The organism is uncultured Eudoraea sp., assembly GCF_947490415.1.
Taxonomy (GTDB): Bacteria; Bacteroidota; Bacteroidia; order Flavobacteriales; family Flavobacteriaceae; genus Eudoraea.
On record NZ_CANLGX010000002.1, the window covers coordinates 566,088 to 591,473 of the forward strand.

Consider the following 25,386-nt stretch of genomic DNA (forward strand, 5'->3'; position numbering starts at 1 on the left):
AAATAAGCTAAAATAATGAGTGAATCAATTAAAGGTTTTTGCCTTCATGGAAGAGAAAAAATTTTACCTGACTCAGGGGTTAAGGTAACAAGTAATACCTCTGTTGTAGCCATGGAAATGCCAGAATTGAAAGAAGGGGAAATCCGTGCCAGGACATTATATACCGGTATTTGTGGTTCTGATAATAGTGCCAGTCTGGGTAAACCAAACTTTGATTGGGTGGAACGCCCCAGGATTATTGGACATGAATTTAGTGCGGAGGTATTAGAGTTGGGCCCGGGGGATCATGGCGATCTCATGGTAGGAGATGTATTTACACCATTGGCAATGTTGGGTTGCCAGGATGAGGATTGTCCGGCGTGCAGTGTGGCTAAATGGAATTTATGTCCGTCAAAACAAATCATCGGATTTCATAGAAATGGAGGCTTTGGACAACAGGTGGTTTTGGAATCAGATCGGGTGGTACCCTTAATGAAAGGTTTGACGCCGGAACAAGGTGCCTTGGTTGAACCATTATCTGTTATAGTCAATGCGTTGCACAATAAGTGTAATATCAAACCCGGACAGGATGTAGTGGTTACCGGCTGCGGAATAATAGGATTAATGTCTGCCGAGTTGGCCAGGGCCGCAGGTGCCAGGGTTGCAGTTACGGGGATAGAACATGATGTGAATATGCGTTTAAAGAAGGCCGCTGAAAGGGGATTTATTACTATAGTTGTTTCTCCGGAGAATTCATTAAATGCTCAATTAACCAAGGGACTAACAGATAATAATGGTATTCCTTTTGGAGCTAATGGGAAAGTAGATTTACTCATTGAGTGCTCAGGGGTACCACAAGTACTTACAGAAGCGATTTCTGTGGTCAGGCCGGAAGGTGATATCTGTGTAATTGCGACATACCCCAGAGATGTGGAAATAAATGCTACACATCTCACTCGTACCTCATTGAATATGCGCGGCTCCATGGGGTCATGCCGCGACGATTATATGGTGGCACAAAAGCTGATGGTAACGGGGATATTTCCTTCAGAACATTATATTAACCGCTATGAGTTTAATGATATCAGTCAAGCTTTTGAAGATTCCATCCTGGCGAATAATGTGAAAGCGGTAATAAAAATGAATTGATTTAAACAGTAATAAAGTATTAGTTCAACAAATTGGAAAATAATATATGCATACAATTTTCATAACCGGGGGTACAGGTTGCATTGGTTCCGTAACTATTTATAAACTGTTACAATCGGAGGAAGTTGGGAAAATTGTGGTTGCAGCCCGAACTGGCAATCTGGAGACTTTGAAATTATGGCTGGGTGATGAACTCGATGCCCGTTTGGAGTTTGTTACCCTGGATGTAGCCGATTACAAAGCAATATCTGAAATACTAACTAAGGTTAACCCAACACATATTATACATTTGGGTGCTTATCAGAGCCCGGACTGTTCCAAAGCTCATATTCGTGGAATGGAAATAAATACAGGAGGCACCATGGCCCTTTTTGACGCCGCAGAAAAGTTGCCTAACCTCAAAAAATTTGTATTTGCAAGTTCCGCTGCCGTTTACGGGATGAGAGCCAAGTATCCGGAAGCCACTATTAATGAAGAAGCACCATTGGCACCGCCAAATCATTACGGGATCTGGAAACTGGCCGGGGAACATCTGGCTCGTTTGTTTTATGACAATACACAGGTGCCCACCGTATGCCTGAGAATTAATACAACCTATGGTAAAGGACGGGATAAAGGAAAAACTTCGGCACCTACAAATGCATTAAAGGCTATTGCCATGGGATCAGTTACGGGGGAATTAGTGCCTTTTAAAATGCCTTATGACGGAAGGGAAAATTACCATTTTGTAGAAGATGTTGGAGCCCATTTTTCAGAAAGTACCTTACAGGATTTTGACGGTTTCGGGGCATTCAATATAAAAGGAAAAACTATTGAGGTTGAAGAGTTTTTAGACATTGTTACGGAACAGGCAAATAATATGGGAATAGGGCAGTATGCCGAACTTTCCGTGGCTGATGGAGCAACGCCTAATTTGTTTGTTTCCGATTTGAGTCATGAGAAAATTGAAAAGACATTTAATAATTTGCCTTTGACCTCAATTGCCAAAGGGGTTCGGATTTCTCTTGAGGAATTCCAGAAGATGGCGCGTAAAGGAGTTTTGAAATATTCAGTAGAAAGCACATGAACACAATAAGAATTGGATTAATTGGAGCAGGAGATATTGCCGATCTGCATGCTGAGGCCATAAACGGCCTTCAGGGGGCGGAGTTAGCCGGACTATGGAACAGAACTTCGAAAAAAGGCAAAATGAAGGCTGCACAATACGGATGCATGGCCTATGAAAGTGTTGATGAATTGCTCAATGACCCTAAAATAGATGCGGTTTTTATCCTTACCAACATGGAAACGCATTGTGAATATACCGTAAAGGCAGCCATGGCAGGGAAACATGTATTGGTTGAAAAACCGGCCGCATCAAGTATAGCGGAGTTGGAAAAAATGCAAAAAGCTGTACTGGAGGCTGGGGTAAAATGTATGCCGGTACATAATTACATATATGAATCGGGGATCTTAAGAACCAAATCCATGATTGAGAATGGCAGCCTTGGAGATATCACCCAATTTTATATGATGTATAATATTCACCATTCAGATGATATCAGGGCACGTTATCCGGGGGTAATCAGGCAGATATTAACACATCATTGTTATACCATGTTATATCTGGCAGGAAAACCCAAAACCATATCTTGTATGAAGCATACCGTAGACAGCACAATTGCCCCGCAGGAAAATGTGGCCATGGCGAATATTCAAATGGAGAATGGCACACTAAGCCATTTATCGGCAAGTTTTGCAAATGACGACCATGCCGGGGATCCTTGGACATGCATAATCAAGGTAATTGGAACAAAAGGAAGCACCAGATACAGCTATCGCGATTGGGTTATTAATGAACGAAAAGGGGCGCATTCTCAGACGTATTACAGCTATCCTGAATCCATTAAAAATACAGCTACACATTTTATAAATAAGGTATTGCGATTCGGAGAGGAACCTCTTTCAACATTGGAAGATGCCATTAGTTGTCAGCGAATTATAGAAGCTTGTGAGCGCTCTGAAAAAGAAGGGATTCATGTAAAGTATTAATAAAAGAACATTTGAATTTTTGATATGAAGTTATTATGAGTACTAAGAAATTAATTGATATAAGAAGAATATACTTAATGCTCATCATAGCACTTATTATCACATCCTGTAGTGAAAAAGGCAATTTCCTGGCACTGAATAAGGGGAATCATATTGTCCTTATCGGTAATAATCTGGGTTCCCGGATGTTGAATTTTGGTCACTTTGAAACAGAGATGCAGTTGCGCTACCCGGATAGTTTACTATTCATTCGCAATATGTGTGATGGAGGTAACACTCCCGGATTCAGGCCCCACTCGGCACGAAATTCACCCTGGGCATTTCCTGGAGCTGAAAAATTTCAGACAGAATATGCCCAGAAATCAGGAAGTATCGGGCATTATGAAACACCCGATGAATGGTTAAGCAGGCTTAATGCAGATATTATCATAGCATTTTTTGGATATAACGAATCCTTTCAGGGTAAGGAAGGTTTGGAGAATTACAAAGCCGAGTTACATGCTTTTATTCAGCATACCAAGGCACAAAAATACAATGGTACGAAACCGCCTCAGCTGGCACTGGTTTCCCCCATCGCATTTGCAAACTTATCTACCAAAAAAGACTTGCCGGACGGTGTTAACGAGAATCAAAATTTGTCGCTATATACCGAAGCTATGAGGGAAATAGCCAAAGCAGATAGTATTCTATTTGTAGATGCATTTAACCCAAGTTCGGAATGGTTCAGCAAGGAGGCTGAGAAACTTACTTCAGACGGATTTCAATTAAATGATTTGGGCTATCAAAAGTTTGGAAAGTTACTGGCTGACCAAATATTTGGGAAAAACAAAAGCAAGGCTGAGGAGAATCGGAATTTGGTACATGAAGCTGTAATGGATAAAAACTGGTACTGGCACAACGATTATAAAATGCCCAATGGTGTGCATGCCTTTGGCAGGCGTTATGATCCTTTTGGACCCGCTAACTACCCCTTTGAAATAGAAAAAATACGTGAAATGACAGCCATTCGCGATTCCGCAATTTGGGCTGCAGCAAAGGGTAAAAAGACAGATGTAGCAGCGGCCGACGCCAAAACTAAAAAACTTCCGCCTGTAGAAACTAATTATGACCCAGGTCAGGGAGATGTTGAGGCAGGTTATTTGTATGGAAAAGATGCGTTAGACAAGATCAAAGTAGCTAAGGGTTATAAATTGGAATTATTTGCTTCTGAAAAAGAATTTGGCGACCTCGCTAACCCTGTACAGCTATCCTTTGATAACCGGGGAAGACTTTGGGTGGGAGTAATGCCCAGCTATCCGCATTACAGACCTGGTGACAGTAAACCTAATGATAAGCTATTAATTTTAGAAGATACAGATAATGATGGCAAAGCCGATAAGCAAACTACCTTTGCGGATGGACTGCACCTGACAATTGGTTTTGAATTTGCCCCCGAAGGAGTTTACATATCCCAGGGCACCAACCTGGTGTTGTTAAAAGATACGGATGGCGACGACAAGGCAGATGTGAAAGAAATTATTTTAAGCGGATTTGATGACCATGATACGCACCATACAACCAGTGCGTTCACAGCAGATCCATCAGGAGCTATCTATATGGGAGAAGGTGTATTCTTGCATACTAATGTAGAAACCGCGTATGGTCCGGTTCGGGCTACCAATGGTGGGTTTTATCGCTACAGTCCACAAAGGCACCACCTGGAACGGACTGCACAATTGCCAATTCCTAACCCCTGGGGTATTGCTTTTGATGAATGGGGACAAAATTTCTTTGCGCATACTTCCGGCCCGGATGTTACCTGGATGATGCCCGGAACTATTAGACCAAGATATGGTCAGGCTTCCCCATTACCTGCAAACCTGATTCAGGAGGAACACCGGGTTCGGCCTACTTCGGGATTGGAATTTATTTCGAGCAGGCATTTTCCTGATGAGGTTCAGGGTGATTTGATTATCAATAACACTATCGGATTCCTGGGTACCAAACAGCACACCATGAAAGACGATCCTGAATCAGCCGGATATATCAGCAAACATAGGCTGGATTTGGTAACATCGGACGATACTAATTTCCGGCCGGTGGATATGGAGTTTGCCCCTGATGGGTCATTGTATTTAATAGATTGGCACAACGTATTGGTTGGGCATATGCAGCACAATGCCCGTGATCCATTACGTGATCATGTTCATGGCAGAATATATAGGATAACTTATCCATCCAGGCCCCTGGTAGCGCCGGCAAAGGTTTTTGATGCAAGAATTGATGAACTGCTGGATAATTTGAAACTTCCCGAATACCGTTCAAGATATCGCACAAAAAGAGAGTTACGTTCAAGGGATAAATCTGAGGTGATAAATAAGTTGCGGGAATGGGTCAATAAATTGGATAGGAATGATGAAAGATATGAACACCATGTATTGGAAGCCTTATGGGTAAGTTGGGGGTTAAACCAAATTGATGATGCTCTTTTAAGGCAACTTTTAAACGCAGAGGATTACAGAGCGAGGGCTGCTGCAGTGAGGGTTTTGAGGTATTCCGGCCATCAAATACCTGACCAGGCGGAACTTTTAATGACTGCGGCTGTTGATGATAATCCACGTGTACGACTGGAGGCCTTTGTGGCGGCTTCATGGTTAGAAAAGGAATCCGGACTGGCTGTACTTGAAGCTGCGGGCCAAAAACCTCTGGATGATTGGATGAAGCTTCCCCATGAGGCCGCGATGGCACATTTAAATGGCCATAATATGGGACAGGACCCGGAAACAAAAGGTATAAAAACAGATCTTGAAGGAAAAGAGCGCGAACTGTTTGTTAAAGGGGAAGAGATCTACAAAAGGGAAGGATTTTGCATTACCTGCCATCAACCGGATGGAAGAGGTTTAAGTGCGTCTCAATTTCCACCATTGGCCGGGGTTGAATGGGTTACCGGAAGTGAGGAGCGTCTTATTAAATTAACACTCAAAGGAATTATGGGCCCGATTGATGTAAAAGGGAAAACATATCCCGGGCAGGTTCCTATGACTCCATTTGGTGGTATGCTAAACGATGAAGAGATAGCCTCGGTACTTACATTTGTTAGAAATGCTTTCGGTAATAAGGCACCTGCCATTTCAGCTGAAAAAGTGAAGGCAGTAAGAGATGATATTAAAGATAAAGAAGGCTTTTACTCTGCGGAAGAGCTTTTAAAGGAACATCCAATGAATTAAATAGGGGGTCCAAATTCAAAGATTTTATTCATTGGCAACCACTTTTCACCAGGTTTAGCGAAGGGTAGAGCCTGTTGATAATTCCACATTAAAACCTCCCAATCCTGTACTCTGTCGTTATCGGCATCCATCTTGGCCTTTTTGTCGAATGAAAAATGATCCTCTACTTCAATAATCATAAATAAACGGTTTCCAACACGATAGATTTCCATGTGGTTAATGCCGGAATTTGAAAGACTTTCCAAAACCTCGGGCCATACATTATTATGATACTCCTCATACTTGGCAATCAGTGCATCGTCATCTTTAAGATCCAATGCCAGACAATGTTTTTTCATATCTTAATTTTGATTAATTCCTTTCAAATTCAGAGCTCTGAATCAAATACCAGTGTATCTAATTCAGTTGCCTGCCAAGGCGTAATTTTCCCTTGTGTACGAAATCTTATTCTGCCAACAGTACCATTGGAGATAGCCTCCGAAGAATTCCCCCAGCTATTTCTTATATAGGTAGAAATGGCTGCAATGTCTTCATTCTGCAGTGTTGAAAATGAAGGCATATTAGGTAATATATCCGGAATCCCATATTCCTTGCCATTAACTACAACGGGCCCTTCCATACCATGCAATAAAATCATAGCAAGTTTTTCTTTATCACCGGTAACCCATTCAGAACTTTTTAATGGTGGCGCAAATCTGGCCATACCCTCTCCCTGAGTACCATGGCAATTGGCGCAAAGGTTTAAAAATTTTTGTCTTCCGGTAGCCATAACCAACGGATCAACTTCAATCGAATTCTGTTTGCTATCAGGTACTTCAATTGGTTTACCTGGCCAGACGAATAATTTTTCTAAGTTGGCCAACATATTTTCATCTGTCTTTTCAAAGGATTTTAGGTTTTGGAAAACAGGAGGTGCATGTGTAAGTTCAATTTTGGCATTGTCTTGCGAGGCTGAACTGTTGAGGATTCCATTTATAATTGCATTGGTCACCCATTGTGTTTTTTGGGTTTGAGGGGAATTCAATTTATTCAAAATAGGTAGAATTTCTTCTTCCGCTCCCTTTGTTGCAACTGCTGCAACCAGCATTTCAATAAATATTTCGCGATTCTGATCATAGGTATACCATTCCTCGTCCGACATCAGGTTGTTGAAAAATGCAGCTTCCCTATTTTCCATACTACTCATAACAACATCACGCGCTACAGGATTCTGATTGTATTCATTAAGGAATTTCTTTGCAATACTAAAGGCATATTCCGGTTCCAATAAATCAGTTGTCAATACCATTTGCATCTGAAAAATGGGGTCTGCATGATCATAAGCATCTGAAATAAATTGTTGTATTTCTTCAAGAACCTGTGGTTGTTTATCTAATATCCCAACAGAAAGGCGCAAGGCGGCCTGGGCTACTTTTGGATCTGCAGCATGCAGGGCAGAGAGATAAGGCTTGGAATCTGTATTTCCTAATCCCTCAAGGGTCCATAAGGCATGAAGTTGTCCTAAGGGGTTTTCTGAAGCAAGCATGTTTTCTAATTCAGGAACAATTGTCAGGTCACTACTTTCCACCAGTAGGCGTTGGGCCATATCCCTGGTCCAACCATTCGGATGCTTTAATAATTTAACTAATTCTACTGGTTCTAATTTGGAAAGATCCTCTGCTTTTTCTGTTGTATTTTTCTTTGAAGTAATGCGCCATATGCGACCCATATTAATAGGTTTGTCGAGTTTCCGATTTAAGGTCACTTCCCGCAGATAGTCTGTCATATAAGGTCCATGCTGAATTATACCTTTGTACATATCTACCACATAGAGTGCTCCATCTGGTCCTGAAGCCAGAGAAATGGGTCGAAATCGCTCATCTGTTGAAGCAAGAAATTCACGATTCTCATAAACCCCTGAAGCGCTTAACATAAATCCATCTTCAAGTACTGAATTTCTTTTGATCAGGTTACCGGTAGGTTCACAAACAAAGGCATTTCCCATATATGAATCAGGAAGGACATCCCCACGGTAGATTAAAGGGCCACAAGCTGATGCGAATTCCAGTAATTTTCCCTCTTCATCCAGGGTTCCAGGAACATAACCGCGGTTAACAGCCGTATTACTTCTTATAGGATAAATTTTGCGATCGAGTGTCAATCCATGATCTATACCACTGCTGCTTTTATGATGTTTATTTCTTTGGAGCGCATTTGGCGGGACAAGATCTGCATGTAATTGTGACCAGTTATAGTTGTAAAACAATCGGCCCGCATTATCATGACAAATGCCCCATTGCCCCCTGAATTCGGTTTCTTCTTTAATCCATTTAGAATTTATTTTCCGGTAACGGCTTTTAGATTTGGCATTGTAATACCAATTGTCCATTCCTCTCCAAAGCGCATTGGCAGAATGTTCCGGCATTCCTTGGCCGCCGTAGGTAGGATCAATCAATGTTTTTGTATCTGCTTTAAAATCCCCATCCGTGTCTTCTGCAAACCAAAGAGGAATATTTTCGGCAACGAGGACTCCGCCATTGACCACCGCAATGGCTCGTGGAAGTACAAGGCTATCCAAAAATATGATGCTCTTGTCCATTTGCCCGTCCCCATCATTATCAAATAATACGCTAACTCTTCCTACAGGATCTTTTTCCCCGGTTCCATCAATATCGCGCATAAAACCGATCATTTCTACAACCCACAACCTGCCAGCCTCGTCAAAAGAAATTGCCACAGGGTCTTGCACAAGAGGCTCAGCAGCTACCAGTTGAATTTCAAGATCCGGGTCTGCCAGTTCAAAAGACTCAAGGGCCTGTGAAGGTGATAAAGGAGGGGAAGGCTCTTTTTTACAAGCCTGAAGAAATATCAGTACCGCAAGGAAGATAAATAGCGGGCGTATACGAAAGATTAATTCATTTTCTCTAGACATAGCCCTCTAAAATACGAATTTTATACTTTTATAAGTACTGACAAACATTTGAGAAGCTCTTGAATTATACAATAAATGTGGCTACATATACCAGTAAAGCTGCAAATGATCCAACGATCAATGTACCCAGAGTATATACTCTATAACCGGTTTTCACATCTATCCCTGAAAATTGTGTAAGAATCCAAAATCCGCTGTCGTTTGCATGTGAAACTACCATAGCACCTGCGCCTATAGCCGAAACAACCAAAGCCTTGTCTATCTCAGTTTCAAATCCCATAGAAAGCAATAATGGAGCAATGATTGACGCTGTGGTAATTAACGCAACTGTAGAGGATCCTTGAGCGGTTTTAATCGCCGCACATAACATAAATGGTAACCAAATTCCGAGATTGGCTGTGGCGAGGGTATCTGCCAAAGTAGTGGCAATGCCGCTATTCTGCAAGATCGTACCAAAAATTCCACCGGCACCAGTAATAAGAATTATGTTTGAGGCATCGGTAAGGGCATTCCCAACCCAACCTGTAGTAGATAAAATAGTCTTATCCCACTTTCTGGGAAGCAGAAAAGCGAATAACATACCAATTATCAATGCAATAACGGGAGAACCAATAAAGGAAATTAATTTCATCCACGCGGTCTCTGCCTGGCCTTCAACTAAATTAAATTCGACAAGAGATTTCCCTACAATAAGTAAAATGGGAATTAATATGGGTAAGAACGACTTAAAAGCACTAGGGGCTTGTTTTATTTTTTCCTGAATTTCTTCTTCAGTAATATCCGGATTAGGATCTATATAGTTCCTGGCTCCCATTTTTTTGCAATAAATAACTGCGACCACCAGCGAAAGAAGGCCAATAACTAAACCTACCAACATTACCAGACCCACATCTGCGCCAATTATTCCCGCAGCCGCAATAGGCCCCGGGGTAGGAGGTACCAATACATGCGTGATCATAAGCCCCAGAATTAAAGCCGTGGCGGTTCCAACAATCGATAAACCGGCCCTTTTTGAAAGACTTTTATTTAATGGGTTGAGAATAATGAATCCGCTATCCGCAAATACCGGGATAGAGACCACAAAACCAACTAATCCCATAGCCTCATGAACGCGGTTTTTACCAATAATTTTAAGGATTATTTCAGCGAGTTTATAGGCACCTCCTGAATGCTCAAGAAAGGCGCCAATTATTACACCCAGAACAATGACCACGCCTATTTTACCCAGAGTAATCCCGAATCCGTCGTTGATAGATTGTACAATCATATTCAGATCCATACCTGAAAGCAGTCCAAAGAAAAGAGCGGCACCCAGTAGTGCTAAAAATGGATGGACATTTAATTTTGCCGTGAGTAATACAATAATTACCACGCTTAAAAGGAGTAATAAAATAGTTGTCATAAAGTGATTGGTTTAGTGTGCATCCCGTTTTACTACAGAACTCGATTTTCCTACTAAAAAATCAAAATCTGCCCCCAGATGGGCCTGTTGCACGGTTCTAGTATATAGGTTGGTATATCCTCTGTCTGCAGCTGGTTCAGGGGGCGTCCAGGCAGCTTTTCGCTTTTCAAGTTCAGACTGTTCCACCTCCAAATGCAACTTCCTGTTAGGAACGTCCAGGACAATATAGTCTCCTGTTTGCACCAATCCCAAAACCCCACCAATAGATGATTCAGGTGAAACATGTAACACCACCGTGCCAAAGGCAGTACCACTCATTCTTCCGTCTGAGATGCGCACCATATCTTTTATCCCTTTTTTTAATAGCTTTTCAGGCAAATCCACATTACCTACCTCAGGCATACCGGGATAACCAACAGGTCCGGCCCCCTTAAGGACAATTACACTATTTTCATCAATATCCAAATCCGGCCTGTCTATATTGGCATGGCAATCCTCAATATTCTCAAATACCACGGCCTTGCCTCTATGTGACATAAGTTCCGGGGTGGCAGCAGAAGGTTTAATGACAGCCCCATCTTCGCATAAATTACCATATAATACGGCAATCCCTGCTTCTTCAATAAAAGGCTGATCAATTGCTGCAATTACTTCAGAATTATAACATTCCGCTTTTTTATTATTCTCTCCTATTGGCTTTCCATTAACTGTTAAGGCATCGTTGTGGAGGTGATCTTTCATTTGATTGATAACTACGGGTAAACCACCGGCATCAAAAAAGTCCTCCATCAGGAATTTACCTGAAGGCATTAGATTTACCAGCAATGGTATTTTACTACCAAGGGTGTCAAATTCCTTTAAGTGAAGAGGAACCCCAATTCTTCCCGCAATAGCTTGCAGGTGAATTATAAAATTAGTGGAACCTCCTACGGCAGCATTTAATTTTATGGCATTTTCAAAGGCCTCACGAGTGAGGATTTTAGACAACTTCAGGTCTTCTTTTACCATTTCAACTATCCGCCTTCCAGATAGTTGTGCCATCACCTTTTTACGGGAGTCTACAGCAGGTATAGCAGCAGCACCCGGTAAGGTAAGTCCAAGAGATTCAACCATGCAAGCCATGGTGGAGGCTGTTCCCATAGTCATACAATGCCCAGCGCTTCGTGCAGAGCATATCTCTGCTTCAATCTGATCTTCCGCTGTAAACCCCTCATTTTTGATCTTGTCTTTTAAAGTCCATACAAATGTGCCGGATCCTATGCGTTCTCCTTTGTACTTTCCATTTAGCATGGGCCCTCCGGGGACAACTATTGTTGGAAGGTCAACACTGCAGGCTCCCATTACGGTAGATGGTGTGGTCTTGTCGCACCCTGTTAGAAGAACAACTCCATCAAGAGGGTTTGCGCGTATACATTCCTCAGTATCCATACTTGCCAGGTTTCTGAAAAGCATTGCTGTGGGTCGCATTAAAATCTCCCCCATACTGGTGACCGGGAATTCAAAAGGGACACCACCGGCTTCAAGAACCCCCTTTTTTACAAATTCCGCAAAGTCTCTTAAATGGCCATTGCATGGGGTTAATTCGGACCAGGTATTACAAATACCAATTACAGGTCTTTTATTAAAGTAGTCATTTGGATAACCCTGATTTCGGAGCCATGACCTGTGAATAAATGCGGATTTTGGATCTCCGGGATTAAACCAATCCTCACTTCTCAATCTATCTTGCTTATCTTTTTCCATTAACTGATACTTCTTATGTGGAAACAACTAATATTTTAGATGAACCTTAATCATCCATACGGAAATCAAGGTATCATCTTTAACGCAGTTAACAAAATGGATTGCGCATTTATTTCTGTTCTAAGGTCTTTTTTAGTAAATATTTGCAGGGACTGAAAATCTTTTGTTACTTTTAATTAAATGGTTTTATGTTGTCATTGGAGACCGTTCGAGTATGCCTGACGAATTAGTTTTTGTAATGGTATCAGTTATTTTTTAGCAAATAGTGGGGTTTCTTTCTGAAGGGATTTTAGATTCTATTGCCAGGACACGAGATAATTTAAACTTATGAAACGAAGGAATTTTATTAAAAAAAGTGGTTCTGCGGGATTATTGGCTATGGCCATGCCGGTAATTCCTGCCTTTTCGCCATTAGTTGCCGAAATGCGTTTTGGGATTGCGGAAGCTTCCTATGTTCAGCGCAGGTATGCGAAGCTAGAGAGCAAAATCTATCCTCCTTTCACAGACTCCCTACAAATGATCGAACACTGCAGTTCTGCTGGATTTGGAGGGGTTCAGTTCAGCGTAAGTGGCTGGGATACGGCCTATGCCAAAAAGGTAAAAACAAGAGTTGAAGAATTGGAGCTCTTTCTGGAAGGTCAGATTAGGCTACCAAAAGACGATTCGGATCTTCAAAGGTTCACTGCTGAGGTATCAGCTGCAAAAGAAGCAGGGGTAGATATTCTTCGGACAGCTTGCTTATCCGGTCGCAGATACGAGACATTTGATACCATGAGTGCTTTTAAGGATTTCAGGGCAAAATCAATTGATTCCTTAAAACTGGCAGAACCCGTAGTTCGTAAATTGGGCGTTAAGCTTGCAGTTGAGAATCATAAGGATTGGCGGATTTCGGAAATGATAGAGATACTAAATATGATTGAAAGTGAGTGGGTAGGGGTCACCCTGGATACCGGCAATAACATCTCTTTGCTGGAGGATCCTATGGAAGTTGTTGAAGCTCTCGCTCCTTATGCATTTACTGTACATTTAAAGGATATGGCTGTTGAGGAATATGAAGATGGATTTTTATTAGCTGAAATTAATTTAGGGGAAGGGTTTTTGGATGTGGAAAGAATGATCACGGTAATTAAAAGCCATAATCCGGATATCCGGTTTAACCTGGAAATGATCACCAGAGATCCCTTGAAAATCCCATGTTTAACTGAGGGTTATTGGGCAACGTTTGATGAGGTTTCTGCCAGTGAATTGGCCGGGTTTCTCCATAAGATTAAAAAGGGAAAAAGTGCATCCCCCTTAACCGTGATATCCAAAAACTCAGCCGATGACAGACTGGCTCTGGAAATAGAGAACAATAAAGCCTCACTTAAATACGCCAGGCAACGTTTGGGCTTTATTTAAAAATAAAAATATAAGTATATGAAAGATAATCGCTTACCTGGAATAAAACAATTTGATATGAAAGGGCGAACAGCCATGATTACAGGAGGTTCCAAAGGTCTTGGGCTGGCAATGGCCGCCGGTCTTGCATCCGCAGGTTGTTCAACAGCATTAGTGAATAGAAATTTTGAAGAAGGAATAAGTGCAGCGGAAGAACTACATAAGGATTTTGGGGTAATGGCTAAGGCTTACTCTGCTGATGTTACGAATTTAAAACAGGTAGAGTCTGTTGTAAAGGAGATTGAAAATGATTTTGGTAAAATAGATATATTAATTAACAGTGCGGGGATTAATATCAGAGGGGCTATAGATGAATTAAGTCCCGAAGATTTTAACCAGGTGATGAAGGTTAATGTAGAAGGTACCTGGAACACCTCCCGTGCCGTTACGCCTCAGATGAAAAAAAACAACTACGGAAGAATTATAAATATGGCAAGTACTCTGGGACTGGTAGGGTTGGCTAATCGTACCCCCTATGCCACAAGTAAAGGGGCTGTTGTGCAAATGACCAGGGCACTGGGGTTAGAGCTGGCACCTTTTAACATTACTGTAAATGCTATTTGTCCCGGTCCTTTTTTAACGGAAATGAATATCCCGATTGCCAATACAGAAGAGGCAAAGAATTTCATAGTTGGAGCTACAGCGGTCGCTCGCTGGGGGGAATTAAGAGAAATACAGGGCGCTGCGATTTTTTTAGCCAGTGATGCAGGCAGCTACATGGTAGGTTCTATGCTTACCGTAGATGGTGGCTGGACAGCAAAATAAACAAATCTAAATATTCAGCACGCTAATACAGAGGTAAGTGGAGTTAAAACTTGCTTTCTTTCACAGTTAAGTAACTGTTGTTACACAAGGCGTATTTATGACTTATGTCATATTTTACAGTACATCCTATAATTAATTTTACATCATTAAAATACAGGTCAAAAAATCCCTGTAATTCATACTAAATAAGGTAAATAATGATGAAAAATTTAGTGATATTAGGTGCAGGAACTTCCGGAACTATGATGGCCAATCATCTGGTATCCAGTCTGCCTAAAAAAGAGTGGAAGATTTCCATAGTAGATCAATACAAAACCCATTATTACCAGCCCGGGTTCTTATTTCTTCCTTTTGATATTTATACTACAAAACAGGTTAAGAAAAAAGGATCCAAGTTTTTACCTAAAGATGTTAACTATATCCAGGAAAAAATAGATCTTATTGAACCTGAAAATAATAAGGTATGCCTTGCAAATGGCAAGGAGCTATCTTATGATGTTTTAATTGTAGCCACGGGGACAAAAACCGTACCGGAAGAAATTGAAGGTATGAAAGGACCAAAATGGTATAAAAACATCTTTGATTTCTATACCTATGAAGGTGCCAAAGCATTAAGAGATAAATTTAGAACCTGGGAAGGCGGAAAACTGGTAGTTCATATAACGGAAATGCCTATAAAATGTCCGGTAGCCCCTTTGGAATTTGCATTTTTGGCAGATTCCTATTTCAAAAACAAGGGGATGAGGGATAAAGTAGATATTACCTTTGTAACACCGCTGGACGGCGCTTTTACTAAGCCAAGAGCTACGGAAGCCCTTCATTATTTGTTAGAAGAAAAAAATATTAAAGAAGTTACAAGTTTTAATATAGAGCGGGTTGATTACGAGAATAATAAAATTATAGATTACGGGGATACTGAGGTGGAATACGACCTTTTGGTCACCGTTCCAACGAATATGGGCGATCCATTGCTAGAACGCTCCGGCCTTGGAGATGATCTTAATTACATTCCAACAAATAAAGCAACGTTGCAATCCATAGACCATGAGAATATATTTGCTATTGGTGATGCTACTAATATACCCGCTTCAAAAGCAGGTTCTGTGGCTCATTTTGAAGCTGAAATTCTGACGGAAAATATATTGCGATATATCAATAATGAAGAATTAAAAGAGGACTTTGATGGTCATGCCAATTGTTTTATAGAAACCGGAGGCGGCAAGGCATTGTTGATTGATTTTAACTACACCACAGAACCGGTTGAAGGAACATTTCCCTTTCCTGGTGTAGGTCCATTAAGGCTTTTAAAAGAGAGCAGGATGAATCATATGGGCAAACTAGCTTTTCGCTGGATATATTGGAATATGCTATTAAAGGGTGTTCCTATTCCATTTGTTGATGCTAAAATGTCTGAAAAGGGAAAACAATTAGAAAAAACTCAATAATATAACTTTAAATTAAATAACATGAAAAAAATTATAGCAGATCGGGAAATTGATGTAAACGAAGAAGGGTATCTAGTCGATTTTAATCAGTGGGATAAGGACGTTTGCGCTTATTTGGCAGAGGAACAGGGTATTTCCATGACAGAAAAGCATTGGGAAGTTGTAGAATACTTACAGGATAAGTTTCAAAAAGAAGAACCTTTATCAATCCGTGGTATTAAGAAGAGCGGTGTCATAAACATTAAAGAGTTCTACAGTTTATTTCCCGGAGGACCTCTTAAAAAGTCTACTTTGATAGCAGGGATTCCTAAACCAAAGAGTTGTATCTAACGAATTAAAAGGTAATCTAAGATTTTAATAAAATCATAAAAAAGATAGAGATGAGCGAAACTAGCGTAAAAGAGAAGAGCGAAACTAAAGTAAAAGAAATGAGCAAAACCAAAGTAAAAAAGATGCTTTTTATTCTTTCCAAAGGCACCATTGAAAATGCATATGCAGCTTTTGTTATGGCGAACGGGGCACGGATGGAAGGTATTGAATCGGAAATATTTTTTACATTTTTTGGACTGGAAGCAATTCAAAAGAAAAAATTGGAACACTTACGTGTTGCAACCGTAGGTAATCCGGCTTTACATATGCCAACAATGCTTGGTGGACTGCCAGGTGTTGAAGCACTGGCCACGAAGATGATGAAGAAGGAAATGGAAAAATTAGATATGCCTCCCATTGGAGAGTTCCTTGAAATTTTGTCAGACTCTGGTTGTAAACTATGGGGTTGTAAACTGGCCATAGACATGTTCCACCTGGAAAGAGAAGATTTAATTGATGAATTGGATGGGATATTAACTATTGGTGATTTTTACGGCAGAGCTAATGAAGAAGGCACCCATTTATTATTTATATAAATAAGCTGAGCTAGTCAAATAATATAAGTTCCATTGATAGATTGTTTTAAACCCTGCTGAACTTATTTGGCAGGGTTTTCTTTTGTGAAATACTTAATTTAGTGTTTGATATTAAATTCAGACATGATTAACTTCATGTAATAGCCCGGGTAAAGTGATACAAAAAAAGGCACCAATTATGGTGCCTTTTATAAATTCAATTCCTTCTAATTTGGTGTATACCAAATCGGACTGGTATAAGCACGCTCCTGCTGGCTTGTTGGAGCACCTTCAGGTATTTCTAACCCAAAACGGAAGGCATCATATAAATACCATGGTGGTGTTGGTATTTCCATTACTCTTACATAATAGAAGGCCCTCTCAGAGGGGTCAAAATCCGGGTCTGTCCAAACTGTAGCCAGTTCAGATGCCCCTATGGTATTGGTCCAGCTCGCCGTGGCAATGTCTACAGTATTACCCACTGCCGGCACCTTACCATCACGGCCTGGTTTTCGATCTCCGGACCAGACCACGTCATAGACTTTTTCATGGGTTTCACCATCAGCGTCAAGCCATCCTTTAATGATTTGTATACGATCCAGATTGGCCCCAATGGCATCTCGTATAGCATAGACCATAAAATTCGGCGATTTGCCAGAAGGAGCATTTACCAGATCACCTCCCATAGGTACACCTTTGGCATAACCCGCGAAGGCTGGTTCCCGACTTTGTATGTCTTCTTCTGTATATTCCCATCCACCAAAGAAACGCACCATCATGCGTGGCCCGGTAGTGGCATAAACTTCTTTACGATGCATGGCATCCCAGATAGACTCCCTCGTATTTTCTTTTGCCCAAACTCCTGTAATCCCTGCCGCAAGTTGTGACCAGCCCAATATTTCCCCATTTTCATTTTTCATAAAGGGGTGTGTCATTCTTTCCGGTGAAGGTTCGTAACCGGTGTGTTTTCCAAAAAAATTATTTTCCTCGGATGTTGTCAATGAGGTATGGCTATCTGTAGCACCCTGCAATCCAAATTTATAAGGGTTTGTGCCAAATTTTTCCTCCAGGACCAGTCCATTTTTAAGAGCTTCACGGGTATACTCATACTGGAGCATATCATCTGTTTTTGCCTCGGAGAGATCCAAATTACCTATATCCCATTTATAGTAGTCCGCAAATTCATCATTTACCGAAAGGAAAGGATGCGTTTCGCCATCTCCTTTTATCTGGGTTACTTCATAAGTACGTTCCCATTTGGCACGCTGCTCTACATAAAATTTGTCGAGTTTTTTACCCGTATACTGTGCATCAATAGGAAACATAATACCATTGGAGAGGTTTCCATTATGAGCTAATGTCTGCACCTGTCCCCCGGTTTTTGCCACATAGTCTTCCAGATACTTATATAGATCAAGAGGATCAGTACTTCCAATTGGGGCCTGAGTAGTAAAAGGCACTACTTGGCCTGCCTTTTCCGCCCCATCACGAAAAATCACGTTTCGATGCATGTTTCCACCTCTTACCAAAGAAGTCCATTCAAAACCAATAAATGCTGTAAAATGCCCTGGATCATTAAATTCCTCTGCCGCGGCAATTACATCTTCCCATATAGTTTCGTACCTTTTTGCACCGGGTGAATAATTCCCTAGAAGTTCAGGATCTACTTCTCCCTGTGAAAAGGTAGTTATCAGGTTCAAAGTTGCCTCAACAGCCTCCTGACCTCCTGCATTAAAACCTTTAGACCAGCGTTCGCCCTGTTCATATTTCATCACAAATGGCTCTGCCGCTAAAAGATCTGTAATGAATCCCAAACCATCTGAATGATCTGCTATAACCAGCCAATCTAATGGCCTGGCCAATCTGGCCTGCTGGCCAGAAGAAGCAGTTACTTCTTCACCTCTGGCAAATCGATAGGCATCACGTACACCCAACCGGTTTCCAAATCCACCGGCATCCATGGATAGTCCTGTATGCAAATGGGTTTCTCCAAATAAGGGTAAGGTTGCAAATTCGCGTTTAGCATATGGTGAGTATGTTTCACCGGTATATTTGGTAGAAAGTATTCGGCGCAAATCTTCATCAGAATTGGTAGTTTCACCCACCTTTAAAGGTTCCTGTGAGCCAATCACGGTCTGAGATTCTGTCTTGGATTCATCTGTTTTATTTTCGGTACAGGAAAAAGTAAGTGCAAACGAAAGTATCAGGATCAATAATACGGATAGAGATTTCATAAATTATATTTTAGTTAAAGATAATCAATTTACAAAATTTTTAAGTCTCAGTAATCTGATCTTTTTGTTAAGTCAAGATACCTATAGATCTACCATGGAAATCGCCCTTTAATTCTTCACCTAAAAACCTCTTTTTTATGGGTATTCATATCAAGAAATTAAAAGTTGTTCCTGATTGATAATCTATGTGTCAATTAAATGAAATACCTATATTTAAATATTATTTAAAATATGTTTGGCCTTAAGGTTTATCTAAAACATATGACTTAAGCAGGTATTGACTTAACTGCGCTGAGTTTTATAAAGAGTGATTTGTATTGTGCATTTTATCATTAATCTTATAGGAAGAAAATAAACTAAAGTATTATGAAATCGTTTATTAAGCAGCCCTTGGTTCATTTCCTTTTAATCGGACTTGGATTTTTTATAATCTTTAATTTTTTTGGCTCTGGAGATGAATTGGATTCCAAAACCATTGTTGTTGATAAGGAATCTTTGATGACTTATTTTCAATACCGTTCCAAAGCATTTAACACCCAGGTCTTTGAGGATAAACTGGCTTCAATGACAAAAGAAGAACAAAAAAATCTTATTAAAGAATACGTAAGGGAGGAAGTCCTATATCGGGAAGCCATGGCTATGGGACTCGACAGGGAAGATTATATTATTAAAAGGAGAATGATCCAAAAAGTAGAATTTATTTCACAGGGAATAGCAGAGGCAGTTACCGATATGACTGATGAGCATATTAAAACATATTATGAAGAAAACAAGGAAGACTATTATATTGAGCCTATAGTTACTTTCACCCATGTTTTCTTTGATTCTCAGAAATGGTCACCAATGGAAGCCAAGAAAAAGGCCGAGGCCGAGGTACAGTATTTAAACAGTCATAATATTACATTCAGCGAGGCACCCGGCAGAGGAGACCGGTTTTTTTATCATACCAACTATGTAGAACGAAACCTGGAATATGTGGAAAACCATTTTGGGTCAACAATGGCTAAGAGCATTTTCGAATCTACTTCTTCCGATAAAAAATGGCTCGGCCCATTTCAATCTCAATACGGCTTTCATATAGTGATGCTTACAAAAAATGAACCGGGCAGATACCCTGACCTGGATGATGTAACAGACAGGGTAATAGATGATGCCAGAAGGGAATATACGCGTAAGAGAAGCGATGAAAACATTCAAGGAATTATTGATGAATATGAAGTAAAACTTGCATATGATCTCCATTCAAAGGCTGAAACAAAGCTTAATGATAAAGATTAATTCTAATCTGGTGAACTAAATTTAAGACCTAAAATTCTTTAGATTGAAGATGGCTCCATTAATAAAAAAAATCATTACCGTTAGCATTTTTCTTATCCTTACCACGGTTAGTTGGGCTCACGAATCACGTCCTTTATTCGTAGAAGTTTACGAAAAGGAGCCAGGTGTTTATGAACTGCAATATAAAATTCCCCCTACCATACCTGAGTTTAATCTACCTGAGATATCCCTTTCCGATTCTTACAAAGCATTAGATCGATTAGCTGTGTATCAAACAGAAGGCGGATTCATTAAAAAGCAGACTTTTAAATCAACTATAGCACTCAACGGTGCTCTGATAAGTATTAAGTACCCGGTAATGAATCCTTCGGTGGCTTCTATTATTAAAGTCAGCTTGTTGAATGGACAGAAATTCACTAAACTTTTGGGACCTGACGAATTGATATGGCGAGTACCTCAAGAGGAAAGCTTTGCCGCTGTGGCCCGGCAATACAGCATTCTAGGCATCAAACACATACTTGAAGGCTGGGATCATCTGTTATTTTTAATTTGCCTTATGCTGGTGGCAGGAATAGGTAAAAAACTGTGGATCACCATTACCGGATTTACCATTGCACATTCCATAACCCTTGCCTTGTCTGCATTAGATGTAGTGCGTTTACCTATCCCTCCTGTAGAGGCTGTAATTGCGCTTAGTGTAGTTTATCTTGCAGTGGAGATTGCACTACAGAAAAAGGATTCCCTTACTTATAGATATCCTATAGCGGTATCTTCATCTTTTGGGCTCCTGCATGGTTTTGGTTTTGCCGCTGTTCTGTCTGATATAGGGCTTCCTCAAATAGAGGTAGTTACCAGTCTGTTGTTCTTTAATGTGGGGGTAGAATTGGGACAGATCATTTTTGTTCTTGGTATTTTGTTATTATGGCTGTTCATCCGTAAAATATCTTTTGATAAAAATTTGAATTCCAAATTTAAATTCAAAAGGGTTACTTTGGAAAAGTCAGTAGCGTATTTCTGCGGTTGCCTCGCTAGTTTCTGGATGATTGAACGATTGTATGGTTTTTTGCTTTGATGTATAATTTCATAAATTCCATCCCAAAATAGTTCTCTGACATTGCAGAATAAAGGTAATCATGATAATATTTTAATAAATCATTTCTCTAAAAGCCAAATCATATTCATAAAAAACGGCGCCAAATATGGCGCCGTTTTCATTTAAGACTATTCTTCGTTATTGAACTAGTTTTTAAGGAATTTATAACTCGCTCCAACCATTATCATGGAAGTTGTCATATCATAAGAAACTTCACTGCCAGGAATTGCTCCATAAGGAGGGAAGCTAGATATAAACTGAGGGTTTAACAATGGCCCAGAAGTGGCTTTTCCACTAAAGCCCATATGGTAAACACCGTCGATAGCCCAACGGTCGCTTATTTCATAACTCAAACCTAATTGGAATGCGTTTTTGATGATGGCTGTTGCGGGTACGTTAAAGAACGCTACATCACTGCCAATTGGATTGGAACTATAGGTATACCCAAGTCTTAAGGGTAATCTGTCAACACCTTTGTATTGAATACCAGCTGAAACAATACTAATGTTATCCCAGCCAAAACCTGCAACAGAGGCGGTTGGTGTCCAGCCTACAGATGAAAAACCTGCTGTCTTATCATATTGAACATACCTGTAATCTAAAGCCAGATCAAATTGGCCAGGAGAAAAACCGAGGCCTAAGGACCAGATAGCCGGGTAATCCATTTTGAATTCATTTTCACCGGTACTTGAATCCAGATAGGTGTTATCAAATTTAAAATCTCCAAATGATTGCTTGGTTTTATAAGAAGCTCCTGCAGAGAATCCTGCCCCGGAATCATAATATACTCCCAATTGTCCTCCGAAACCTAGTGCTGTTGCCTTGTCGGCTGAAGGATAACCAGCTAGTGTAGGATTTGCGGTAGGGTTGGGCATTAATTCAAGAGTTGCATAATTAAAAGTGGGTTGAAGTCCTATTGAGAATTTATCTGATAATTGATAGGCATAAGTAAAACCTAATTGCAGTAAACTATAATCAGATTCTATTCGGCCAAATCCTCCCATGCTTTGAGGCATATTAATAGGGTTGGTAGTACTTTCAGGAAATGTAACCCCAAATCCGCTGATACCAAAAGCGGAAGCACCAAAAGTGTGCTTGCTACCTTCTTTTCCCCAAACCATTGCTAAAGCTGGTAAAGGTGAAACCCCCCTGTCGTCTTCAGTTGTGCCGCTAAAAAAGTTCCCCGTTGGATTACCACCGCTGTCAAATTCTGGGACAGTAGAACTCAGTTCAGGTGAGGAGAAGAATAGACCAAGGTCAAACTTTATGATCTTCTCATCAAATGTGGAAATAGAAGCAGGGTTCCATTGTATTGCACCTGAAATATCCAAAGGCTGACCAGTTGAGGCACCACCCATTGACATATTTACAGCGCCCACACCCTGCATGATATGGCCTGCTTGTGAATATGCAGCAGTTGCAAATAATAGAAAACAAAGTTTTAAAAAATATGCTTTCATGTTTAAGTAATTTGTGCAACTAAAAACAAATCCTAACCGCTTCAATTCAGGGTTAATTATTATTGATAATTGCTGGTTAATAACTGAATTATAGTGCGAAGTTAAATTCAAGATATTCAATTAATTATGACAATTATCATAGTTTGAATTCATGCATAAAACGGCCATTTTAAGCATAAAGTAAGTGACGGTTTTGCAAGGATAAAAACCGGGAAAAGGCCCGTATTAGCCTTGGTTTAGGACTTTAAACTCTTTGGTTTATTCTAAGAAGATAGTTGTGTAACTCATGTTACATTCACCCAAAATTTACAGAGACAATGTTAATTCATCTAAAATAGCATTGTTGGACAAATGGAGCTTTTTTGGCTATTACAGTGCACAATGATAAAAGTCATTCTTTTTTAGTTCGTAAAAAGTGAGCTTTGTAACCTAAGTTACTGTAAAAGTGCCGATTGCTTAATACTTTTATTACATAAAATCTAAAATTAAAAAATGAATATAGAACAGATTTATACGGGATGTTTAGCCCATGCAGCTTATTATTTGGAGAGTAAAGGTGAAGCCGCAATATTTGATCCATTAAGGGAAGTTGAGCCCTATATTGCAAGGGCCAAGAAAGATAATGCAACAATAAAGTATGTTTTTGAAACACATTTTCATGCAGATTTTGTTAGTGGTCATTTAGATCTAAAGAAAAAAACCGGTGCGGAAATTGTATTTGGTCCAACCGCTAAACCTGGATACGAAGCTACTGTTGCAAAGGATAATCAGATTTTTAAAGTTGGGGATTATCAGGTTAAAGTAATTCACACTCCAGGTCATACAATGGAGAGTACTACTTATTTGTTACTAGACGAGAATGGAAAGGAACATGGTCTAATAACCGGTGATACATTATTTATTGGAGATGTGGGCAGACCAGATCTTGCCCAACATGTAATTTCTGAACTTACTGAGGAAAAATTGGCCGGATATTTATTTGATTCACTTCGTAATAAAATCATGCCGTTAGATGATAATTTGATTGTTTACCCCAATCATGGTGCAGGTTCCGCTTGCGGAAAAATGATGAGTAAGGAAACGACAGACACTCTGGGGCATCAGAAAAAAGTAAATTATGCGCTAAGGCCGAATATGACCAAAGACGAATTTATAAAAGAACTGCTTACTGGTTTAACAGCACCTCCGGGATATTTCCCGCAGAATGTCTTGATGAATATTAAGGGGTATGAGAGTCTGGACACCATCAAAGAAAGGGGGGAAAGGCCTTTATCACCGGCTGCTTTTGAAGTAGCTGCGAATGAAACGAATGCGCTAATGTTGGACACGCGCAAGCCTGAAGATTTTGCAAAAGGGCATATTCCCAATAGTATAAATATTGGTCTTGATGGCAATTTCGCCCAATGGGTTGGAGAAATGATACCAGACGTAAAACAGGATATTTTGCTAATAACCTATCCGAATAAAGAAGAAGAAGCTATTACCAGACTTTCAAGAGTAGGTTATGACCATGCAATTGGTTTCTTAGATGGTGGATTTGATGCCTGGCAAAAGGAGAAGAGGCAAGTTGAAAGAATTAATAGAATTACGGCAAGTCAGTTTGAAAAGGCATATTTTGGGGAAGGACCACTTGTTTTTGATATAAGGAAAAAAAGTGAATTTGATTCTGAACATGTTATTGGAGCGATTAATATTCCTTTAAATGAATTAAATCAGCATCTTTCACAATTTCCAAAAGATAAACCCTTTGTGCTGTACTGTGAAGGAGGTTACAGAAGTATGATCGCTGCATCTATCTTAATGCAGAGAGGTTGGGAAGATTTCGTTGATGTCTCGGATGGTTTTGATGAAATCAAAAAAACAAAGGTTGAAAAATCGGATTATATATGTCCGACTACCATGTTGTAGAAATTTGTTTTGGTTGATTGTTACGGGAATGGCCAGATTAATTTTTGGTTGTTCCCTTTCCTGCCGAAATTTTATTAATTATTTATAGAGAAATAGCAATGTCATTATTTAAAACATTATTCGGGTTAAATACCTTACAATCAGATAAATTTGAGATTTTAGAAGTTTCAAAATATAAAGAGGCTATTAAAGACCCGAAAGTTCAGTTGGTCGATGTTAGGACAGCCAAAGAATATAAACGGGGGCACATTGGGAAAGCCATTAATATTGATTTATTTAATTCAGTTGACTTTCAAAAATCATTTGAAAAATTGCAAAAGGACAAGCCTGTTTATCTCTATTGCCAGTCCGGAAACAGAAGTCAAAAGGCAGCAAGAAGACTTATCCAGATGGGATTTGAAAAGATTTATGATCTAAAAGGAGGAATAATAAGATGGGAATAGTGATCTAGATATTCATAC

The 25,386-nt window shown here is 40.0% G+C and carries 19 protein-coding genes; 13 read left to right on the forward strand and 6 right to left on the reverse strand.

Annotated features, from left to right (window positions below):
* Positions 1 to 15: 15 nt before the first annotated feature.
* Genes Q0874_RS07450 through Q0874_RS07465 form a run of 4 tightly spaced genes read left to right on the forward strand, consistent with a single transcriptional unit; the run spans position 16 to position 6,365 of the window.
* Entirely contained in the window at positions 16 to 1,128 is a 1,113-nt protein-coding gene (locus Q0874_RS07450; RefSeq protein WP_299161324.1) for an alcohol dehydrogenase catalytic domain-containing protein, read from the forward strand.
* Positions 1,129 to 1,174: 46 nt separating this feature from the next.
* A complete protein-coding gene (locus Q0874_RS07455) occupies positions 1,175 to 2,194 on the forward strand; it encodes an NAD(P)-dependent oxidoreductase (RefSeq protein WP_299161326.1) in 1,020 nt (339 codons plus the stop codon).
* Complete coding sequence (locus Q0874_RS07460; RefSeq protein ID WP_299161329.1) at positions 2,191 to 3,159, forward strand: Gfo/Idh/MocA family oxidoreductase; 969 nt, start codon at positions 2,191 to 2,193, stop codon at positions 3,157 to 3,159. The genes Q0874_RS07455 and Q0874_RS07460 overlap by 4 nt, the downstream gene beginning before the upstream one ends.
* Before the next feature lie 35 nt (positions 3,160 to 3,194).
* A complete protein-coding gene (locus tag Q0874_RS07465) occupies positions 3,195 to 6,365 on the forward strand; it encodes a PVC-type heme-binding CxxCH protein (protein WP_299161332.1) in 3,171 nt (1,056 codons plus the stop codon).
* On the opposite strand, the gene Q0874_RS07470 is transcribed toward Q0874_RS07465, so the two are convergent.
* The 4 genes from Q0874_RS07470 to Q0874_RS07485 all read right to left on the reverse strand — a co-directional run bounded on the left by Q0874_RS07470 (position 6,362) and on the right by Q0874_RS07485 (position 12,421).
* Positions 6,362 to 6,703: an L-rhamnose mutarotase gene (locus tag Q0874_RS07470; protein ID WP_299161335.1), complete on the reverse strand. Its 342-nt coding sequence runs from the start codon at positions 6,701 to 6,703 to the stop codon at positions 6,362 to 6,364. The genes Q0874_RS07465 and Q0874_RS07470 overlap by 4 nt on opposite strands.
* 29 nt (positions 6,704 to 6,732) lie before the next feature.
* Entirely contained in the window at positions 6,733 to 9,276 is a 2,544-nt protein-coding gene (locus tag Q0874_RS07475) for a c-type cytochrome (protein ID WP_299161337.1), read from the reverse strand.
* A 64-nt stretch (positions 9,277 to 9,340) separates the two neighbouring features.
* A complete protein-coding gene (locus Q0874_RS07480) occupies positions 9,341 to 10,678 on the reverse strand; it encodes a GntP family permease (protein ID WP_299161339.1) in 1,338 nt (445 codons plus the stop codon).
* Between the two features lie 12 nt (positions 10,679 to 10,690).
* Positions 10,691 to 12,421, reverse strand: a complete 1,731-nt coding sequence (locus Q0874_RS07485) for an IlvD/Edd family dehydratase (RefSeq protein ID WP_299161341.1) — start codon at positions 12,419 to 12,421, stop codon at positions 10,691 to 10,693.
* A gap of 327 nt (positions 12,422 to 12,748) precedes the next feature.
* On the opposite strand from Q0874_RS07485, the gene Q0874_RS07490 reads away from it, so the two are divergent.
* The 5 genes from Q0874_RS07490 to Q0874_RS07510 all read left to right on the forward strand — a co-directional run bounded on the left by Q0874_RS07490 (position 12,749) and on the right by Q0874_RS07510 (position 16,973).
* Complete coding sequence (locus Q0874_RS07490) at positions 12,749 to 13,819, forward strand: TIM barrel protein (protein WP_299161344.1); 1,071 nt, start codon at positions 12,749 to 12,751, stop codon at positions 13,817 to 13,819.
* A gap of 18 nt (positions 13,820 to 13,837) precedes the next feature.
* Complete coding sequence (locus tag Q0874_RS07495) at positions 13,838 to 14,623, forward strand: SDR family oxidoreductase (protein WP_299161346.1); 786 nt, start codon at positions 13,838 to 13,840, stop codon at positions 14,621 to 14,623.
* Positions 14,624 to 14,820: 197 nt separating this feature from the next.
* Positions 14,821 to 16,068, forward strand: a complete 1,248-nt coding sequence (locus Q0874_RS07500; RefSeq protein WP_299161348.1) for an FAD/NAD(P)-binding oxidoreductase — start codon at positions 14,821 to 14,823, stop codon at positions 16,066 to 16,068.
* A 21-nt stretch (positions 16,069 to 16,089) separates the two neighbouring features.
* A complete protein-coding gene (locus Q0874_RS07505; RefSeq protein WP_299161350.1) occupies positions 16,090 to 16,398 on the forward strand; it encodes a TusE/DsrC/DsvC family sulfur relay protein in 309 nt (102 codons plus the stop codon).
* A gap of 50 nt (positions 16,399 to 16,448) precedes the next feature.
* The gene (locus Q0874_RS07510) at positions 16,449 to 16,973 is read left to right on the forward strand and encodes a DsrE/DsrF/DrsH-like family protein (RefSeq protein WP_299161353.1); all 525 of its coding nucleotides are present in this window, start codon (positions 16,449 to 16,451) and stop codon (positions 16,971 to 16,973) included.
* 206 nt (positions 16,974 to 17,179) lie between these two features.
* On the opposite strand, the gene Q0874_RS07515 is transcribed toward Q0874_RS07510, so the two are convergent.
* Positions 17,180 to 19,186 (reverse strand): DUF3604 domain-containing protein, encoded by a 2,007-nt coding sequence (locus Q0874_RS07515; protein WP_299161356.1) that lies wholly within the window; start codon positions 19,184 to 19,186, stop codon positions 17,180 to 17,182.
* A gap of 366 nt (positions 19,187 to 19,552) precedes the next feature.
* Here Q0874_RS07515 and Q0874_RS07520 point away from each other — a divergent pair, with 366 nt between their 5' ends.
* Positions 19,553 to 20,464: a peptidylprolyl isomerase gene (locus Q0874_RS07520; protein WP_299161359.1), complete on the forward strand. Its 912-nt coding sequence runs from the start codon at positions 19,553 to 19,555 to the stop codon at positions 20,462 to 20,464.
* 49 nt (positions 20,465 to 20,513) lie between these two features.
* Positions 20,514 to 21,536, forward strand: a complete 1,023-nt coding sequence (locus Q0874_RS07525) for a HupE/UreJ family protein (RefSeq protein ID WP_299161362.1) — start codon at positions 20,514 to 20,516, stop codon at positions 21,534 to 21,536.
* Between the two features lie 167 nt (positions 21,537 to 21,703).
* Here Q0874_RS07525 and Q0874_RS07530 read toward each other — a convergent pair whose 3' ends face one another.
* On the reverse strand, positions 21,704 to 23,017 hold the full coding sequence (locus Q0874_RS07530) for an OmpP1/FadL family transporter (RefSeq protein ID WP_299161365.1): 1,314 nt from the start codon (positions 23,015 to 23,017) through the stop codon (positions 21,704 to 21,706).
* A 492-nt stretch (positions 23,018 to 23,509) separates the two neighbouring features.
* Here Q0874_RS07530 and Q0874_RS07535 point away from each other — a divergent pair, with 492 nt between their 5' ends.
* Together Q0874_RS07535 and Q0874_RS07540 are read left to right on the forward strand one after the other, a co-directional pair.
* Positions 23,510 to 24,925 carry a rhodanese-like domain-containing protein gene (locus Q0874_RS07535; RefSeq protein ID WP_299161368.1) on the forward strand — a complete coding sequence of 472 codons (1,416 nt, stop codon included), beginning with the start codon at positions 23,510 to 23,512 and terminating at the stop codon, positions 24,923 to 24,925.
* A 98-nt stretch (positions 24,926 to 25,023) separates the two neighbouring features.
* Entirely contained in the window at positions 25,024 to 25,368 is a 345-nt protein-coding gene (locus Q0874_RS07540; RefSeq protein ID WP_299161371.1) for a rhodanese-like domain-containing protein, read from the forward strand.
* Positions 25,369 to 25,386 lie beyond the last annotated feature (18 nt).

Bases quoted from the DNA above. Each gene is read 5' to 3' on its own strand.
- Q0874_RS07450 (WP_299161324.1), top strand. From the start codon at position 16: ATGAGTGAATCAATTAAAGGTTTTTGCCTTCATGGAAGAGAAAAAATT.
- Q0874_RS07455 (WP_299161326.1), top strand. From the start codon at position 1,175: ATGCATACAATTTTCATAACCGGGGGTACAGGTTGCATTGGTTCCGTA.
- Q0874_RS07460 (WP_299161329.1), top strand. From the start codon at position 2,191: ATGAACACAATAAGAATTGGATTAATTGGAGCAGGAGATATTGCCGAT.
- Q0874_RS07465 (WP_299161332.1), top strand. From the start codon at position 3,195: ATGAGTACTAAGAAATTAATTGATATAAGAAGAATATACTTAATGCTC.
- Q0874_RS07470 (WP_299161335.1), bottom strand. From the start codon at position 6,703: ATGAAAAAACATTGTCTGGCATTGGATCTTAAAGATGACGATGCACTG.
- Q0874_RS07475 (WP_299161337.1), bottom strand. From the start codon at position 9,276: ATGTCTAGAGAAAATGAATTAATCTTTCGTATACGCCCGCTATTTATC.
- Q0874_RS07480 (WP_299161339.1), bottom strand. From the start codon at position 10,678: ATGACAACTATTTTATTACTCCTTTTAAGCGTGGTAATTATTGTATTA.
- Q0874_RS07485 (WP_299161341.1), bottom strand. From the start codon at position 12,421: ATGGAAAAAGATAAGCAAGATAGATTGAGAAGTGAGGATTGGTTTAAT.
- Q0874_RS07490 (WP_299161344.1), top strand. From the start codon at position 12,749: ATGAAACGAAGGAATTTTATTAAAAAAAGTGGTTCTGCGGGATTATTG.
- Q0874_RS07495 (WP_299161346.1), top strand. From the start codon at position 13,838: ATGAAAGATAATCGCTTACCTGGAATAAAACAATTTGATATGAAAGGG.
- Q0874_RS07500 (WP_299161348.1), top strand. From the start codon at position 14,821: ATGATGAAAAATTTAGTGATATTAGGTGCAGGAACTTCCGGAACTATG.
- Q0874_RS07505 (WP_299161350.1), top strand. From the start codon at position 16,090: ATGAAAAAAATTATAGCAGATCGGGAAATTGATGTAAACGAAGAAGGG.
- Q0874_RS07510 (WP_299161353.1), top strand. From the start codon at position 16,449: ATGAGCGAAACTAGCGTAAAAGAGAAGAGCGAAACTAAAGTAAAAGAA.
- Q0874_RS07515 (WP_299161356.1), bottom strand. From the start codon at position 19,186: ATGAAATCTCTATCCGTATTATTGATCCTGATACTTTCGTTTGCACTT.
- Q0874_RS07520 (WP_299161359.1), top strand. From the start codon at position 19,553: ATGAAATCGTTTATTAAGCAGCCCTTGGTTCATTTCCTTTTAATCGGA.
- Q0874_RS07525 (WP_299161362.1), top strand. From the start codon at position 20,514: ATGGCTCCATTAATAAAAAAAATCATTACCGTTAGCATTTTTCTTATC.
- Q0874_RS07530 (WP_299161365.1), bottom strand. From the start codon at position 23,017: ATGAAAGCATATTTTTTAAAACTTTGTTTTCTATTATTTGCAACTGCT.
- Q0874_RS07535 (WP_299161368.1), top strand. From the start codon at position 23,510: ATGAATATAGAACAGATTTATACGGGATGTTTAGCCCATGCAGCTTAT.
- Q0874_RS07540 (WP_299161371.1), top strand. From the start codon at position 25,024: ATGTCATTATTTAAAACATTATTCGGGTTAAATACCTTACAATCAGAT.